Origin of the sequence: Haemophilus sp. HMSC061E01, assembly GCF_001810345.1 — a bacterium.
In the GTDB taxonomy this organism is placed as follows: Bacteria; Pseudomonadota; Gammaproteobacteria; order Enterobacterales; family Pasteurellaceae; genus Haemophilus_D.
In genome coordinates, this window is record NZ_KV801015.1 from 1 (window position 1) to 16,219 (window position 16,219).

Sequence of the window (16,219 nt, forward strand, 5' to 3'; positions counted from 1 at the left end):
AAAAATGCAGTTTTTGAAGCAAAAGATGAAGCTGAAGATAAAGCTGCTGAAGTGAAAGATGCGGCTGAAGATAAAGCTGTAGAAGCAGAAGAAGCGGCTTCAGAAGTAAAAGATGCGGTGGAAGATAAAGCATCAGAAGTGAAAAAAGTAGTTTCAGAAGCAAAAGATGAAGCTGCAGATAAAGCATCTGAGCTAAAAGATGCAGCTGAAGATAAAACTGTAGAAGCAAAAGAAGCGGCTTCAGAAGCAAAAGATACAGTTGTAGACAAAGTAGTTAAATTCAAAGATGCAGTTGTAGATAAAGTTGCTGAAGTAAAAAATGCAGTTTTTGAAGCAAAAGATGAAGCTGCTGATAAAGCGGCTGAAGTGAAAGATGCGGCTGAAGATAAAGCAAAAGAAGTAAAAAAAGCAGTTTCAGAAGCAAAAGATGAAGCTGCAGATAAAGCATCTGAGCTAAAAGATGCAGCTGAAGATAAAGCTGTAAAAGCAAAAGAAGCTGTCGAAGATAAAGTTGCTGAAGTAAAAGATTCGCTTTCAGAGGCAAAAGATGTAATGTCTTCTAAAGTTGAAGCTGCAAAAGATGCCACAGTAAGCGCGGCAGTACAAGTTAAAGATGCTGTGGTTGCAGCAGCTAACTATGTTAAACATATTGCGGAAAATAAAATGACTGAAGCAAAAGATGCTGTGTGCTCTAAAGCAGAGGAAGTAAAAAATGTAGATTCTGAAACAAAAGATCAATCTGCAGCCGTAAAAAAGTAACTGAAAAGTAAAAGCAATAGTTAAGGATTATTCAAATTAACTGAGTGGGATTGTTCAAAAAAAACACAAAAAAGTGATTTTTTATCTTTACAAAAAATAAAATTTTTATAATGAACTTTTTTACAAATCTTTTAGTTTCATTGGGTTATAGTTGTTTTAGAGAGGTATTATAAAAAACTATATCTTTAGAAATGTAAATTTTTTTGGAAGATGTTTTATTTTAAGTTTTTTTTACGTAAACTAGATCACACAAAGCAGATAGCTTTGGATTAATTCTTAATTATAAAATGGAGAATGACAATGAAAAAATCAGTATTAGCCGTATTAGTATTAGGTGCATCTTTAGCCGTAACTGGTTGTTTCGATAAACAAGAAACAGCTCAAAAAGTTGAAGCAGCAAAAGATGCAACAGCAAATGCAGCAACACAAATTAAAGATGCAGCAAAAGAAGTTGCAACTGATGTTAAAAATGCGGCAATTGACGCAAAAGATTCAGCTGCAAATAAAATGGCTGAAACAAAAGAAGCAGTAGCTGATAAAGCTTCTGAAATGAAAGATGCTGCTGCAAATAAAATGGCTGAGGCAAAAGATGCAGTGTCTTCTAAAATGGAAGAAGTAAAAAATGCAGCTTCTGAAGCAAAAGATGCAGCAGCAGATAAAGCAGCTGAAATGAAAGATGCCGCAGCAGATAAAATGGCTGAAGCAAAAGACGCAATGTCTTCTAAAATGGAAGCAGCAAAAAACTCAGCTTCAGAAACAAAAGATGCTGTAGTAGATAAAGCAGCTGAAATAAAAGATGCGGCAGCGGATAAAGCGGCTGAAGCAAAAGATGCTACATCTGACAAAGCAGCTGAAGTGAAAGATGCTGTGACTAAATAATTAAACTTTTGTAAAATAAAAACCTATCAGAGATTATCTGGTAGGTTTTTTCTTTTGGAGCAATAAAATGTTATGTGCAATTTATAAAAGTTTACGTAAACCAGGCTGCTATCTCTATATTTCGAAACGAGATGATTTTTCAGCTGTACCAGACGTATTAATGCAAAGTTTTGGCAAGCCTCAGTTTCTTATGCCATTTAATTTGAAGGGAAGCAAACCGCTTGTTCATGCAGATAAAAATGAGATAATGGAAAAAATTACTCAGCAAGGATTTTATCTCCAAATGCCAAAACAAGATGATGGCTTGTTTAATAGTTTGAGTGAGATCAAATAAGCCTTTTATTTTTTCCTAAAAATCTCCAAATCTTGCTTTATCTCAATATTTTCTTCAAAAAACTCCTTTAGAATTGACCGCACTTTTAAAAGGAGAATAAAAATGAGTAGTTTCTTTGTGGCAGGTACAGATACCGATGTGGGCAAGACCACCGCCTGCCGTGCCATTATTCAGGCATTACAAGCAAAGGGCGTGCGAATTGTGGGTTATAAGCCGATTGCTTGTAGCTGTGAAGAGGGTATTTATCCTGTCGAAAATCAGTCTAATGAATCCCAAACAGATTATGATGCTGAAAATAATTCAGACGTGTTAGCTTTAATGGATGCAACGAATGAGCCAGTATCTTATCAAGAAGTAAATAGCTATACTTTTGCTCATTCCTTGCCGATGCTGACTCGAGATAAATCACGCATTAAATTAAGTAAGATTAATCAAGCCTTAACGATATTAGTTCAAAAATATCAATCTGTTGTCGTGGAAGGTTCATTTGGCTTACTCACCCCCATGGCAGAAGGTAAGAGTTTTGCTGATTGGGTTGTTGAGCATAAAATGCCAGTTGTGTTGGTTGTAGGTATTAAAGAAGGCTGTATTAATCATGCATTGCTGACAGCTCAAGTGATTAAACAGCTTGGCGTTCCTTTATTAGGCTGGATTGCAAATCGAATTAATCCTTGTTTAGGGCATTATAAAGAGGTGGTAGATATTTTAGAGGCTCAGATTGATGCGCCTTTGCTAGGTAAAATTCCTTATATTCATAAACCAGAATCCCAAGAGCTAGGACATTATTTAACGAATATTGATCGTTTGATGTATATGCAAACAGAGTTAGTTAAATAGTAAGTTTGAAATAAAAAGTGCGGTTAATATTCATTAGATTTAACCGCACTTTTTTTATTCTTCGTTTTCTGGAAGTTCTTTTTTCAGGATATCTTCTTCCGCGAGGCTAGATAAACGAGCAATGGCATTACGGTAAGAGATTTCAAGGGTTTCTCGACTGGTTGCAATAACACCTTGATCCACTAAGAATCCATCATTTACGTCATACACCCAACCATGCAGGGAGAGTTTTTGTCCACGTTCCCAAGCACTTTTTACGATAGATGTACGTCCTAGGTTATAAACTTGCTCTGCAACATTTAATTTAGTGAGCATATCTGAGCGTTTTTCTGCTGAAAGATTGCCTAATAGATGACCATGTTTGAACCAAATATCACGAATATGGAGTAACCAGTTATTGATTAATCCAAGATCTTTATCTTGCATAGCAGCTTTAATACCACCACAATTGGTGTGGCCGCAAATAATAATATGTTCAATTTTGAGTACATCAACGGCATATTGCACAACTGAAAGGCAGTTAAAATCTGTATGAATAACTTGATTGGCTACATTACGATGTACAAATAACTCGCCAGGTTCAAGATTTGTTAGTTTTTCGGCTGGAACTCGGCTATCCGAGCAGCCAATCCAAAGATAATGAGGGGTTTGGTGATCGGCAAGTTCTTTAAAATAAGTGGAGTTTTCTTCTTTCATTCTTTGCGCCCAACTGTAGTTGTTGGCAAAGAGCTGTTTAATTTTGTCCATTTTTACTTTCCTTAATACAATGTGCTGAAAGATTGTTTCAAGCACAATAAATGAAATAGGGATTAAATTTATCGCCTAAAATGATAACCGCACTTTAAAGAAAGTGCGGTCAATTTAAACAATATTTTTAGAAGTTTGCATTTCTTGGTGCGCGAGGGAATGGAATTACATCGCGAATATTTTGTACGCCTGTTACATAAACAATTAAGCGTTCAAAACCAAGACCAAAGCCTGAATGTGGTACGGTACCATATTTACGAAGATCACGATACCACCAGTAATCTTCAGGATTTAAGCCCATTTCTTCCATACGTTTATCTAAAATTTCTAAACGTTCTTCACGTTGAGAACCACCGATGATTTCACCAATTCCTGGGGCGAGAACATCCATTGCTGCAACGGTTTTACCATCGTCATTTAAACGCATATAGAAGGCTTTAATATCTTTCGGATAGTTTTTCACAACAACAGGTGATTTGAAATATTCTTCCGCTAAGAAACGTTCATGTTCAGAAGACAAATCGATACCCCAAGATACTGGGAACTCGAATTTTTTACCTGATTTTAATAATACATCAATCGCATCGGTATAGTCGATTTGAGCAAAATCAGAGTTTACAAAGTTTTCTAGACGAGTAATAACATCTTTATCTACATGTTTTTCAAAGAATTTCAAGTCATCTTTGCGCTCAGCAAGTACTGCACGGAAAACGTATTTCAACATATCTTCTGCTAATTTAGCATTGTCAGCAAGCGTTGCGAAAGCGACTTCAGGTTCAACCATCCAGAATTCTGCAAGGTGACGAGTTGTATTTGAATTTTCAGCACGGAATGTAGGACCAAAAGTATAGATTTTACTTAATGCGCACGCATAAGTTTCACCGTTTAATTGTCCTGAAACCGTTAAAAATGACTCTTTTCCGAAGAAGTCTTGGCTGAAATCAACTTTGCCATCTTCACCACGAGGAAGGTTTTCTAAATCAAGCGTTGAAACACGGAACATTTCACCCGCGCCTTCAGTATCTGAAGCGGTAATTAATGGGGTAGCGACCCAGTAGAAGCCTTGTTCATGGAAGAAACGATGAATAGCTTGTGCTAAGCAGTGACGAACACGCGCCACGGCACCGATAATATTGGTACGAGGACGTAAGTGAGCTACTTCACGTAAGTATTCAATTGAGTGACGTTTTGCTGCCATTGGATAAGTATCAGGATCTTCTACAAACCCTGTCACTTCTACTTTTTCAGCTTGAAGTTCAACAGCTTGACCTTCAGCAGGTGACTCAACAATAGTACCGGTTACGATAACAGAACAACCCGTTGTTAAGCGTAATACTTCACTTTCATAATTTTCAATATCGTTATTGACGATGACTTGAATAGGATCAAAGCAAGAGCCGTCATAAACAGCGAGGAAAGAAAGACCAGCTTTAGAATCACGACGGGTACGAACCCAACCTCGTACGGTAACTTTTTCGCCAATAGCGATTTTACCTTGTAACACATCAACAATGGATGCAACTTTAGACATATAAACCTCTGTAATTCATTATAAATTAGGCAATAAAACTGCGTTAGTTTACCTTAAATCGCAAAATTTTCCATAAAAAGTTAGTGTAAATCAGGCTTGCACAGTAAAATAATGCCTTCACTTTATTTTAGGAGAAAACTATGTGGTCTGATATTTTGACCGGCTATGGCATTTTTATTTTGGAGATTTTAACGATTTTACTTGTGATTGCCGCTATTGTCGCAATGATTATTTCGGCAAAACAGCGTAATGCAACACATCATGGTGAGTTGGTCGTGACAGATCTTTCAGAAGAATTTAAGGAAACGGTAAAGCATTTACGCGATTTTCAGCTTTCAGAAGAAGAACTTAAACAAGCCGAAAAAGCGGAGAAAAAAGCGAAAAAGCAAGAAGCAAAGGCATTAAAAGCGAAATTAAAAAATGGTGAGAAAGAAACGCCTAAACCTTGTGTTTATGTGCTCGATTTTAAAGGTGATATTTCTGCATCAGAAACAACCGCACTTCGAGAAGAAATTTCGGCGATTATTAATGTAGCAAAAGCCGATGATGAGGTCTTACTACGTTTAGAAAGCCCTGGTGGTGTTGTTCATGGTTATGGCTTGGCTGCTTCACAGTTAGCTCGCTTGAAACAAAAAGGCATTAAATTAACGGTTGCAGTAGATAAGGTTGCTGCAAGTGGTGGCTATATGATGGCTTGTGTGGCAGATAAAATTGTTTCCGCACCTTTTGCGATTATCGGTTCTATTGGTGTAGTTGCGCAAATTCCCAATATTCATCGTTTGTTGAAAAAACATGATGTCGATGTTGATGTGATGACTGCTGGAGAATTTAAACGCACCGTTACAGTATTAGGTGAAAATACTGAAAAAGGAAAACAGAAATTCCAAGCAGAACTTGAAGAAACCCATCAATTATTTAAACAATTTGTGGCTCAAAATCGACCGCACTTAGATGTGGATAAAGTCGCAACTGGTGAGCATTGGTTCGGTCAACAAGCCTTAGCGCTTCAACTAGTCGATGAGTTAGCAACCAGTGATGATATTATTCTTGAAAAAATGAAAGATAAGTCTGTGATCGCGGTGAAATATAAAGTGAAAAAGCCACTTTTACAAAAAATAGGTAAGCAAGCTGAAGAGAGTATTGAGGGAATTATCCATCGAAATTTAACAAAAAATGGACAGGATTTTATTCAATAAGAAAAAAATTTACTTATTTGACAACTCTTTACACAACTTTACAAAAAAGTTCCATAAAAAATCATTTTTTAATGTTTTTTTATTTACAAGTTAAAGAATTATGACTACCATACGCCATGAAACTTTTTATAGTTTTATTTGTAAAATTTATAAAGTTTAGTTGTGTAGGTTCTTCTTGCAAGGATTGCACCTTAACAGTAAAAAGGTAAAGAAATGAAATTATCTCGTATTTTATTATCTGCAGTTGCAGTAGCAACAGTTGCTGCTTGTGGTAACTTGAGCAAAGTTACAGAAGCTGGTACACCAGAATATAAAGAAGTTGATGGTCAACAAGTACCACAACTTGTATGGCCTAAAATTGATAAAGCAGGCTTCAACCATGATGGTAGCCAGTTCGGTTCATGGCCAAACTGGGACAACGTTCGTATGATCGAACGTGGTATGAACAAAGACCAATTATATAACCTAATCGGTCGTCCACACTTCTCTGAAGGTTTATACGGTGTTGAAGAGTGGGATTATGCGTTCAACTATCGTGAGAACGGTGTTCACAAAATTTGTCAATATAAAATATTATTTGACAAAAACCACAATGCTCAAAGCTTCTTCTGGTATCCAAACGGTTGTAACGGAAACTCAGCATTTACTTTAAGTGGTGACTTCTTGTTCGACTTCGATAAAGATACTTTAACTCCACGTGGTAAAGAAGTTGTTGATAACGTTGCAGCACAATTAAAAGAAACTGGTGCTAAAGAAGTTAAAGTTGCAGGTTACACTGACCGTTTAGGTTCTGATGCTTACAACTTAGATCTTTCTCAACGTCGTGCAAACCGTGTTAAAGCTCGTTTAATTGAAGATGGTGTAACATCTGAAATTACAGCTGTTGGTTACGGTAAAATCCCACAAGTTAAAGCTTGTAACGGTTATAAACACGCAAGTAAAGCTGAGAAAGACTGTTTACGTCCAAACCGTCGTGTAGAAATCACTGCTTCTGGTTCTGTATTAAAATTACAAGAAGGTGGTCAAACTAACGGTGGAACTCAAGGTCCAGCACCTCTTTATCAAAAATAATTAGATAGAGAAGATAAAAAGAGCGTAATAAAAATTACGCTCTTTTTTATTTTATGTTAAGAAATTATTCAAGTAAAAGTTCTTCAATCAATTTAGTGGTTAAGTTGATATAACTTCCATTAAAACGATGGCTGAAATTGAGTAAATAATAGAGCTGGTAAAGGTGTTTTCTTTCTTCAAAACCTTCTTTATCAAGCGGGAAAGTGCGGTCATAAATTTCATAGAATTCAGGCGAGAAAGGTTGGAATAGTTCACTGAATGCTAAATCACATTCTCTATCCCCCCAGTAGCAAGCAGGGTCATAAGTAAAGGTTTGGTTACCTACAACAGCCGTATTTTCAATCCATAAGTTACCATGTAACAAAGAGGGCTTCGGATTATGTTTTGCAAGCTTTTGTTTTACTTTCTCAGTTATTAAATCAAGATCGCCAAAATCTAAACCTTTGTCTTTGCAAAGCTGTAATTGCCATCCAATGCGTTGTTCTGCAAAGAATTTCGCCCAGCTCCCATTCCATTTATTAGGTTGATACTCAGGACCAAGCCAAGTATCAAAATCTAAACCATAGTTTTTAGTACCGGATACTTGATGAAGTTTTGCTAATTCTTCGCCAAAATGTGCTGTGGCATCAGTTTGTTGAGTAATAGTAAGCGCTTCTAACAATAAGAAACTATGATTTTGAGAACAGCCTACGCCATACACTTGTGGAAGTCTGATTGTATTGGTTTTGTCTAGTAGGTTTAATTGATCAGCCTCAGCACGAAACATTGAACGATAAGACCGTTCATTCACTTTAACAAAGACAGGTTGGATTCCATCCGTAATTAGCCAAGTTTCATTCACTTCGCCACCAGGAACTTTGTTTTTTTCTTTGATGTTATAGTAAGCACCAAATTGATCAGCTAAGACTTGAGAAATTGATTTCCACATAATACGCCTCCTAGACATGCTCGATTCTCCTTCATTCTATCCAAAATGTTAAAAATTACTGTGATATATCTCAAAAAATAGCAAAAATCTTTGTCATTTTTCATCTGAAACATCAATTCACTAATAAACGCGTGATTTTTTAATGAGTTAGTATTATCATTAAGTGCATTTTTAGTTAGAAAAGATAATCAGGGGAAACTATGCAACATCTGAAAGATCTTGTTGAGAAAGCAAAATCAGCGATTGAACAAATCGAAAATAAAAGTTTAGCCACATTAGATGAAATTCGTGTGGAATATTTTGGTAAAAAAGGGCATTTCACCCAACTTATGCAAGAATTGCGTAATGTTGCTGCAGAAGAGCGTCCAGCAATGGGAGCTAAAATCAATGAAGCAAAACAAGCGGCATTAGATTTTTTAAATGCTAAAAAAGCAGAATGGGAGCAAGCAGAACTCAATGCGAAATTGGAAAAAGAGCGTATTGATGTGAGTCTTCCAGGTCGTAAAACAGAAACGGGTGGTTTACACCCAGTGACTATTACCATTAATCGCGTAACAAAATTCTTTTCAGAGTTAGGTTTTTCTGTGGAAACCGGTCCCGAAATTGAAAGTGATTATTATAATTTCGATGCATTAAATATCCCTAAACATCACCCAGCACGTGCTGATCATGATACTTTTTGGTTTAATCCTGAATTATTACTCCGTACACAAACCTCAGGTGTGCAAATTCGTACCATGGAAAAAATGCAGCCGCCTATTCGTATTATGGCGCCAGGTCGTGTATATCGTAATGACTACGATCAAACACACACACCAATGTTCCATCAAATTGAATTGCTTTATGTAGATAAAAAAGCAAACTTCACTGAGTTAAAAGGCTTATTACACGATTTCTTACGTGCATTTTTTGAAGAAGATTTACAAGTTCGTTTCCGTCCATCCTATTTCCCATTTACTGAGCCTTCTGCTGAAGTCGATGTAATGGGCAAAAATGGTAAATGGTTAGAAGTTTTAGGTTGTGGTATGGTGCATCCTAATGTGTTACGTAACGTAGGTATTGATCCAAATGAATATTCTGGCTTCGCAGTAGGCATGGGGGTTGAGCGTTTAACTATGTTACGCTACAACGTCACAGATTTGCGTTCATTCTTTGAAAACGACTTACGTTTTTTAAAACAATTTAAGTAATTAACCGTTTGGTTAAATTGACGATAATGATTAATTTAGAACGTAACACGTTCATCAATAAAGGATACAGAGATAATGAAATTTAGTGAAAATTGGGTGAGAGAATGGGTTAATCCATCAATTTCAACAGAGCAGTTATGTGATCAAATCACGATGCTTGGTTTAGAAGTTGATGGTGTTGAAAAAGTAGCTGGCGACTTTACAGGTGTTGTTGTAGGTGAAGTTGTTGAATGTGCGCAACACCCAGATGCAGATAAATTACGTGTCACTAAAGTAAATGTTGGTGGCGAGCACTTATTAGATATCGTTTGTGGTGCACCAAATTGCCGTCAAGGTTTAAAAGTAGCATGTGCAACTGAAGGCGCTGTATTACCCGGTGATTTTAAGATTAAGAAGACTAAATTACGTGGCCAACCTTCAGAAGGGATGCTTTGCTCATTCTCTGAATTAGGCATTGATGTAGATGCAGATGGTATTATTGAATTACCGTTAGATGCACCAGTAGGCAAAAATCTACGTGAATATTTAGATTTAGATGATAAAGCTATTGAAATTAGTTTAACGCCAAACCGTGCAGATTGTTTAAGCATTGCAGGTGTTGCACGTGAAGTTGGCGTGGTTAATAAACAAGTTGTTAATCAACCGCACTTTGATGCCGTACCGGCAACGATTTCAGATAAAGTTCAAATTGAATTAAATGCGCCAGAAGCATGTCCACGTTATTTATTGCGCGTGGTGAAAAATGTGAATGTTAAAGCGCAATCACCAATTTGGTTACAAGAAAAATTACGTCGTTGCGGTATTCGTTCTATCGACCCAATTGTAGATATTACTAACTATGTTTTACTTGAATTAGGTCAACCAATGCATGCTTTTGATGCATCAAAAGTGGCTCAACCTGTTCAAGTGCGTTTAGCCAATAACGGCGAAGAGCTTGTTTTATTAGATGGTACAACCGCAAAATTACAACCGAATACTTTAGTGATTGCAGATCAAACTGGTCCATTAGCAATGGCAGGTATCTTTGGTGGTCAAGCTAGTGGTGTTGATGCTGAAACAACAAAAGATGTAATTTTAGAAGCGGCATTCTTTGCACCATTAGCGATTGCGGGACGTGCAAGACAATACGGTTTACACACCGATTCTTCACATCGTTTTGAACGCGGTGTTGATTTTACGCTACAACGTCACGCAATGGAAAGAGCAACAGCACTGTTACTCGAAATTTGTGGCGGTGAAGCAGGCGAAATTTGTGAAGTCGTGAGCGAGCAATATTTACCAAAAGTCAATGAAGTCACTTTACGTCGTGAAAAATTAGATAGCTTATTAGGTCATCATATCGAAACTGAAACCGTAACCGAGATTTTTGAGCGTTTAGGTTTTGCAGTGAAATATGCTAATGATGTTTGGACTGTTACTTCTGCAAGCTGGCGTTTTGATATTGAAATCGAAGAAGATTTAATTGAAGAAGTGGCGCGTATTTATGGTTATAACAGCATTCCAAATAATGCACCATTAGCGCATCTTCGTATGCGTGAACATAAAGAGTCTGATTTAGATTTAAGCCGAATTAAAACTGCTCTTGTTGATGCAGATTATCAAGAAGCGATTACTTATAGCTTCGTTGATCCAAAAGTACAGACTTTACTTCATCCAGAAATTGAAGCACTTGTATTGCCAAACCCAATTTCAGTTGAAATGTCAGCAATGCGTGTTTCATTATTAAGTGGATTACTTGGTGCAGTACTATACAACCAAAACCGTCAACAAAACCGTGTACGTTTATTTGAAACGGGATTACGTTTTATTCCTGATGCTAATGCAGAATTTGGCATTCGCCAAGAGTTTGTTCTTTCTGGTGTAATTACAGGTACCGCTAAATCTGAATCTTGGACAGGTAAGGCCGAAAATGTTGATTTCTTTGATCTTAAAGGTGATTTAGAAAGCATTCTTTCTCTCACTGAAGTGGGGAGTCGTGTTAAGTTTGTGGCAAAAGCACACAGTGCATTGCACCCAGGACAATCTGCTTCAATTGAATTAGATGGAAAAGAAATTGGTTTTATTGGAACTATTCATCCACTTATCGCTCAAAAATTAGGATTAAATGGCAAAGCGGTTGTTTTTGAAATTTTATGGGATGCCATTGCAAATCGTCGTGTGGTTCAAGCTAAAGAGATTTCAAAATTCCCAGCAAACCGTCGTGACTTAGCTTTAGTCGTTGCTGATAATGTGCCAGCAGGCGATATTATCGAAGCATGTAAGCAAGCTGGCGGAGAAAAATTAACACAAGTCAATTTATTCGACGTATATCAAGGCATTGGCGTTGCTAGCGGACATAAAAGCTTAGCAATCAGTTTAACCATTCAAGATAATGAAAAAACGCTTGAAGATGATGAGATTAATGCGGTAATCTCTGCTGTATTAAACGAAGTTAAACAACGCTTTAATGCGGAGCTTAGAGACTAAACAGGAGACTAACATGGCAACGATTACAAAAATTGATATTACTGAATACTTATTAGATAAGTATCAATTACAAAAAGCTGAAGCTAAAGCATTAGTGGAAGACTTTTTTGAGGAAATTCGTTTATCGTTAGAATCTGGTGGTGAAGTAAAATTATCAGGTTTTGGTAATTTTGAACTTCGTAATAAAGCTTCCCGTCCGGGGCGTAATCCAAAAACAGGTGAAAGCATTCCTGTTTCTGCTCGCCGTGTAGTGGCATTCAAGCCAGGGCAAAAATTACGTGCTCGTGTGGAAAACACCAAGCCAAAACAATAGTAAGAAAAGTGCGGTCGTTTTTGACCGCACTTTTGTCAGGATTGAACATGAATAAGATTAAATGTGCTTTTTTAGTCGCAGGAAGTTTTTTACTTTTTGCTTGTTCAAGTGGTGTTCGTGAAGATTATGCAATGAACTATAAAGGTCAGATTGGTGATCCTATTATGGCCATTGCCATGTTAAGTGAACAACAATATGAATGGGCCGGTACACCATATGTTTTAGGCGGGCAATCTCGTGGTGGTATCGATTGTTCGGGTTTTGTGCAAAAGACCTTTATTGACCGTTTTAACATTCGCCTTCCTCGTACAACGAAAGATCAAGCTGGTTATGGAAAACTTGTTCGCAAAGAAGATATCCAAACTGGCGATTTAATTTTCTTTAAGACAGGGCGAGGACCAAATGGCTACCATGTTGGGATTTATGTAAAAGAAGATAAATTTTTACATGCTTCAACCAAAGGTGGTGTGATTTATTCCTCGATGAATAGCCCTTATTGGAAAAAAGCTTTTTGGCAAGTTAGACGAGTATAGTGAAAGTAAAAAAGTGCGGTTAATTTTAACCGCACTTTTTCTTTTATGGATTTGCTGTAGGTCGAATGCCTAATGTATGACAAATTGCATACGTGAGTTCGCTACGATTTAACGTGTAGAAGTGGAAGTCATTCACACCTTCACGAGAAAGAATTTTTACCATATCCATTGCGACGCTCGCGGCTACAAGATTACGAGTCGTTGGATCGTCATCTAATCCTTCATAAGCCTTAGCCAACCATGCTGGAATTTTTACATTCGTAAATGATGCCATTTTTTGCAGTTGTTTGAAGTTAGTTACAGGTAGAATACCCGGAACAATTTCAGCCTCAATACCAATGGATGCACAGCGATCACGGAAGCGAAGATAACTGTCAATATCAAAGAAGAATTGAGTAATGACATGATTCGCACCTGCATCAATTTTACGTTTCAAATTGATTAAATCTGCTTGTGCTGATTTTGCTTCAGGGTGAACTTCAGGGTATGCCGCAACTGAAATATCAAAATCAGCCACGGAGCGGAGTAGTTCAACTAAGTCAGCCGCATAGAATGGTTTCTTCGCATAACCTTTTGGTTCATCACCACGTAATGCGACGATGTGACGAATTCCGCTATCCCAATAATCTTTTGCAATTTCTTTTAATTCTTCAGGTGTCGCATCAATACCTGTTAAATGTGGTGCAGCTTCTATGCCTGTTTCTGCTTTAATGGCTTTCACGATGCTATGCGTACGATCACGTTCGCCGGAGTTCGCACCATAGGTGACGGAAACAAATTTAGGATTTAATACTTTTAAGCGATGGATGGAATCCCAAAGCATGCTTTCCATTTTTTCATTTTTAGGCGGAAAGAATTCAAAGGAGACATTAATTTTTTTGTTAGTATCAGCAAGATGTTGATTTAATGTGTTAATTTCGTTTGCGTAGCTCATAGCATGCCTTCTTACGTTTTTTATTAGAATGCACTTATCATAAGATAAGAACTAATATGCGTCAATTTCAATGATTTCATCAAAATAATGAATGAAATTAATGATTGTTTATTGTGCGTTGTATTTTAAAAGAAAATCAATTTATTTGCACAAAAAGTTAGCATTTTTTCTAAAAATAGGTATAATACGCCGACCCTGTAAATGCACGGATTCCCACCGTGCATTATTTTATCGAGATCACACTCGAAGGGGTGTAGATTAAGATCAATGGTTGTGTTTCGATATGAAACACTGGGTATCAAACTTATATTTTGGTAATTAATTAATGAAAACTTTTGTAGCAAAACCGGAAACAGTAAAACGTGACTGGTATGTGGTAGATGCGACAGGTAAAACTTTAGGTCGTTTAGCTACTGAATTAGCACGCCGTCTTCGTGGTAAACACAAGGCTGAGTACACTCCACACGTAGATACTGGTGATTACATCATCGTTATCAACGCAGACAAAGTGGCAGTAACTGGTCGTAAAGAAACAGATAAACTTTACTACTGGCACACTGGCTATGTAGGTGGTATCAAACAAGCGACTTTCAAAGAAATGATCGCTCGCCGTCCTGAAGCGGTGATTGAAATTGCGGTTAAAGGTATGTTGCCAAAAGGTCCATTAGGCCGTGCAATGTTCCGTAAATTAAAAGTGTATGCAGGTGCAGAACACCAACACGCAGCACAACAACCACAAGTATTAGACATTTAATCACGAGGTTTAGGAAATGGCAGAGAATCAAAACTACGGCACTGGTCGCCGCAAAAGCTCTTCAGCTCGTGTATTTATCAAACCGGGCAGTGGTAAAATCACTATCAACCAACGTGAATTAGACGTATATTTCGGTCGCGAAACAGCTCGTATGATCGTACGTCAACCGTTAGAATTAGTGGAATTAACTGATAAATTAGACCTATACATCACTGTTAAAGGTGGTGGTATTTCTGGTCAAGCGGGTGCAATCCGTCACGGTATCACTCGTGCATTAATGGAATATGATGAGACTTTACGTCCTGCTCTTCGTGCAGCTGGCTTCGTTACTCGTGACGCACGTCGCGTTGAACGTAAAAAAGTTGGTTTACACAAAGCACGTCGTCGTCCACAATACTCCAAACGTTAATTTTTTATTATCGTTTCAAGAAAGCAGAGAGCAATCTCTGCTTTTTTTATGTCTGTAAAAAATAAATTACTTAAAAATCACCGTTCTTTGATTTTTCATTGATTGCTTATAATTAATTGATTTTAAAGGAAAAATAAGAAATTGTTAGCAATTTACCTGTCGGTTATGTTAAAATAACCGCCCATTTTAGTAGAAGTATATAAGTTAGTTTGGATCTTCGGAGGAATAAATGTCCAATGCATCAAGTAAACGTTCAGTAATGACTCTTTTTTCAAATAAAAATGACATTTACTGCCATCAGGTAAAAATTGTTTTAGCTGAAAAAGGTGTTGCTTACGAAAACGAAGAAGTTGATCTGCAAGCATTATCAGAAGATTTAATGGAATTAAATCCTTATGGCACATTACCAACCTTGGTGGATCGTGATTTAGTGTTATTCAGCTCACGCATTATTATGGAATATCTTGATGAGCGTTTTCCACATCCTCCACTTATGCCAGTTTATCCGGTTTCTCGTGCGAAAAGCCGTCTTTTAATGTTACGTATCGAACAAGATTGGTATCCAACATTAGAAATTGCTGAAAAAGGCACGGAAGTTGAACGTGAAGAAGCATTAAAACAGCTAAAAGAAGAATTGTTAGCGGTGTCGGTTATCTTCCAACAAACCCCTTATTTTATGAGTGAAGAGTTTGGCTTAGTCGATTGCTACGTTGCACCATTATTATGGAAACTACGTAATATGGGCGTGGAATTCAGTGGCACAGGAAGCAAAGCAATCAAAGGCTATATGGATCGCGTATTTAGCCGTGATTCATTCTTACAATCTGTAGGTGAAGCTGCACCTAAAAATTTAATGGATGATAAATAATGACCCATACACCTTCTCCAAAACGTCCTTATTTACTAAGAGCCTATTATGATTGGTTAGTGGATAATGATTTCACCCCATATTTAGTGGTGGATGCTAATTATTATGGTACCAATGTGCCTGTGGAATACGTGAAAGATGGGCAAATCGTCTTAAATCTTTCTGCTGGGGCGACAGGGAATTTGCAATTAACGAATGATTTTATTCAGTTTAATGCACGTTTCAAAGGTGTGGCTCGTGAGTTATATATTCCGATGGGCGCTGCTTTAGCTATTTATGCACGTGAAAATGGTGATGGCGTGATGTTTGAGCCAGAAGAAATTTACGATGAATTAAATCGTGAGCCAACATCAGAACAGCCATTAAGTTTTGCAGAAGCGGTAGATAAGCCTAAGGCTGAAAAGAAACCACAGAAATCAGCATCTTATTTACGAATTGTGGATTAATGAAAGAAAAACAAAAGTGCGGTT

Annotated in this window: 18 protein-coding genes; 14 read left to right on the forward strand and 4 right to left on the reverse strand. The window is 37.2% G+C overall.

Translation table 11 applies throughout. The annotated features are described in order from the left end of the window. The 4 genes from HMPREF2732_RS09875 to bioD form a co-directional block, all read left to right on the forward strand. Positions 1 to 759, forward strand: a 759-nt coding sequence (locus tag HMPREF2732_RS09875; protein ID WP_070591988.1) for a hypothetical protein, incomplete at its 5' end; no start/stop codon positions are given. Positions 760 to 1,059: 300 nt separating this feature from the next. Next, entirely contained in the window at positions 1,060 to 1,638 is a 579-nt protein-coding gene (locus HMPREF2732_RS05925; RefSeq protein ID WP_070591990.1) for a histone, read from the forward strand. A gap of 67 nt (positions 1,639 to 1,705) precedes the next feature. Continuing rightward, the gene (locus HMPREF2732_RS05930) at positions 1,706 to 1,972 is read left to right on the forward strand and encodes a YcgL domain-containing protein (RefSeq protein ID WP_070591993.1); all 267 of its coding nucleotides are present in this window, start codon (positions 1,706 to 1,708) and stop codon (positions 1,970 to 1,972) included. A gap of 102 nt (positions 1,973 to 2,074) precedes the next feature. Continuing rightward, positions 2,075 to 2,809, forward strand: coding sequence for a dethiobiotin synthase (bioD, locus tag HMPREF2732_RS05935; protein ID WP_049373403.1), 735 nt, complete (start codon positions 2,075 to 2,077; stop codon positions 2,807 to 2,809). Positions 2,810 to 2,863: 54 nt separating this feature from the next. Here bioD and can read toward each other — a convergent pair whose 3' ends face one another. Both can and asnS read right to left on the reverse strand, forming a co-directional pair. After that, a complete protein-coding gene (gene can, locus HMPREF2732_RS05940) occupies positions 2,864 to 3,556 on the reverse strand; it encodes a carbonate dehydratase (protein ID WP_070591995.1) in 693 nt (230 codons plus the stop codon). Positions 3,557 to 3,683: 127 nt separating this feature from the next. Next, entirely contained in the window at positions 3,684 to 5,087 is a 1,404-nt protein-coding gene (asnS, locus tag HMPREF2732_RS05945; RefSeq protein WP_070591997.1) for an asparagine--tRNA ligase, read from the reverse strand. Between the two features lie 140 nt (positions 5,088 to 5,227). Here asnS and sohB point away from each other — a divergent pair, with 140 nt between their 5' ends. Together sohB and HMPREF2732_RS05955 are read left to right on the forward strand one after the other, a co-directional pair. Beyond that, a complete protein-coding gene (gene sohB, locus HMPREF2732_RS05950; RefSeq protein ID WP_070592000.1) occupies positions 5,228 to 6,283 on the forward strand; it encodes a protease SohB in 1,056 nt (351 codons plus the stop codon). Positions 6,284 to 6,496: 213 nt separating this feature from the next. Further along, complete coding sequence (locus HMPREF2732_RS05955; protein ID WP_070592003.1) at positions 6,497 to 7,354, forward strand: OmpA family protein; 858 nt, start codon at positions 6,497 to 6,499, stop codon at positions 7,352 to 7,354. Positions 7,355 to 7,418: 64 nt separating this feature from the next. Here the strand turns inward: HMPREF2732_RS05955 and HMPREF2732_RS05960 are convergent, their stop codons facing one another. Next, positions 7,419 to 8,282, reverse strand: a complete 864-nt coding sequence (locus HMPREF2732_RS05960) for a fructosamine kinase family protein (RefSeq protein WP_014065432.1) — start codon at positions 8,280 to 8,282, stop codon at positions 7,419 to 7,421. A gap of 200 nt (positions 8,283 to 8,482) precedes the next feature. Between HMPREF2732_RS05960 and pheS the strand changes: the two genes are divergently transcribed. From pheS to HMPREF2732_RS05980, 4 genes are all read left to right on the forward strand, one after another. After that, positions 8,483 to 9,472 carry a phenylalanine--tRNA ligase subunit alpha gene (gene pheS / locus HMPREF2732_RS05965; RefSeq protein WP_014065431.1) on the forward strand — a complete coding sequence of 330 codons (990 nt, stop codon included), beginning with the start codon at positions 8,483 to 8,485 and terminating at the stop codon, positions 9,470 to 9,472. A gap of 75 nt (positions 9,473 to 9,547) precedes the next feature. Next, positions 9,548 to 11,938, forward strand: coding sequence for a phenylalanine--tRNA ligase subunit beta (gene pheT / locus HMPREF2732_RS05970; RefSeq protein WP_070592006.1), 2,391 nt, complete (start codon positions 9,548 to 9,550; stop codon positions 11,936 to 11,938). A 13-nt stretch (positions 11,939 to 11,951) separates the two neighbouring features. After that, complete coding sequence (locus HMPREF2732_RS05975; RefSeq protein ID WP_005697518.1) at positions 11,952 to 12,251, forward strand: integration host factor subunit alpha; 300 nt, start codon at positions 11,952 to 11,954, stop codon at positions 12,249 to 12,251. 47 nt (positions 12,252 to 12,298) lie between these two features. After that, positions 12,299 to 12,784: a C40 family peptidase gene (locus HMPREF2732_RS05980; protein ID WP_070592008.1), complete on the forward strand. Its 486-nt coding sequence runs from the start codon at positions 12,299 to 12,301 to the stop codon at positions 12,782 to 12,784. A gap of 43 nt (positions 12,785 to 12,827) precedes the next feature. Here HMPREF2732_RS05980 and metF read toward each other — a convergent pair whose 3' ends face one another. Further along, on the reverse strand, positions 12,828 to 13,718 hold the full coding sequence (gene metF, locus HMPREF2732_RS05985; protein WP_049366608.1) for a methylenetetrahydrofolate reductase: 891 nt from the start codon (positions 13,716 to 13,718) through the stop codon (positions 12,828 to 12,830). 325 nt (positions 13,719 to 14,043) lie between these two features. Here metF and rplM point away from each other — a divergent pair, with 325 nt between their 5' ends. The 4 genes from rplM to HMPREF2732_RS06005 all read left to right on the forward strand — a co-directional run bounded on the left by rplM (position 14,044) and on the right by HMPREF2732_RS06005 (position 16,195). After that, entirely contained in the window at positions 14,044 to 14,472 is a 429-nt protein-coding gene (rplM, locus tag HMPREF2732_RS05990; RefSeq protein WP_005628896.1) for a 50S ribosomal protein L13, read from the forward strand. A gap of 16 nt (positions 14,473 to 14,488) precedes the next feature. Beyond that, the gene (gene rpsI / locus HMPREF2732_RS05995) at positions 14,489 to 14,881 is read left to right on the forward strand and encodes a 30S ribosomal protein S9 (protein ID WP_005696173.1); all 393 of its coding nucleotides are present in this window, start codon (positions 14,489 to 14,491) and stop codon (positions 14,879 to 14,881) included. 229 nt (positions 14,882 to 15,110) lie between these two features. Then, complete coding sequence (gene sspA / locus HMPREF2732_RS06000) at positions 15,111 to 15,749, forward strand: stringent starvation protein SspA (protein WP_005696172.1); 639 nt, start codon at positions 15,111 to 15,113, stop codon at positions 15,747 to 15,749. Further along, positions 15,749 to 16,195 carry a ClpXP protease specificity-enhancing factor gene (locus HMPREF2732_RS06005; RefSeq protein ID WP_049383974.1) on the forward strand — a complete coding sequence of 149 codons (447 nt, stop codon included), beginning with the start codon at positions 15,749 to 15,751 and terminating at the stop codon, positions 16,193 to 16,195. Before sspA ends, HMPREF2732_RS06005 begins: the two co-directional genes overlap by 1 nt. The last annotated feature ends 24 nt before the right edge of the window (positions 16,196 to 16,219 follow it).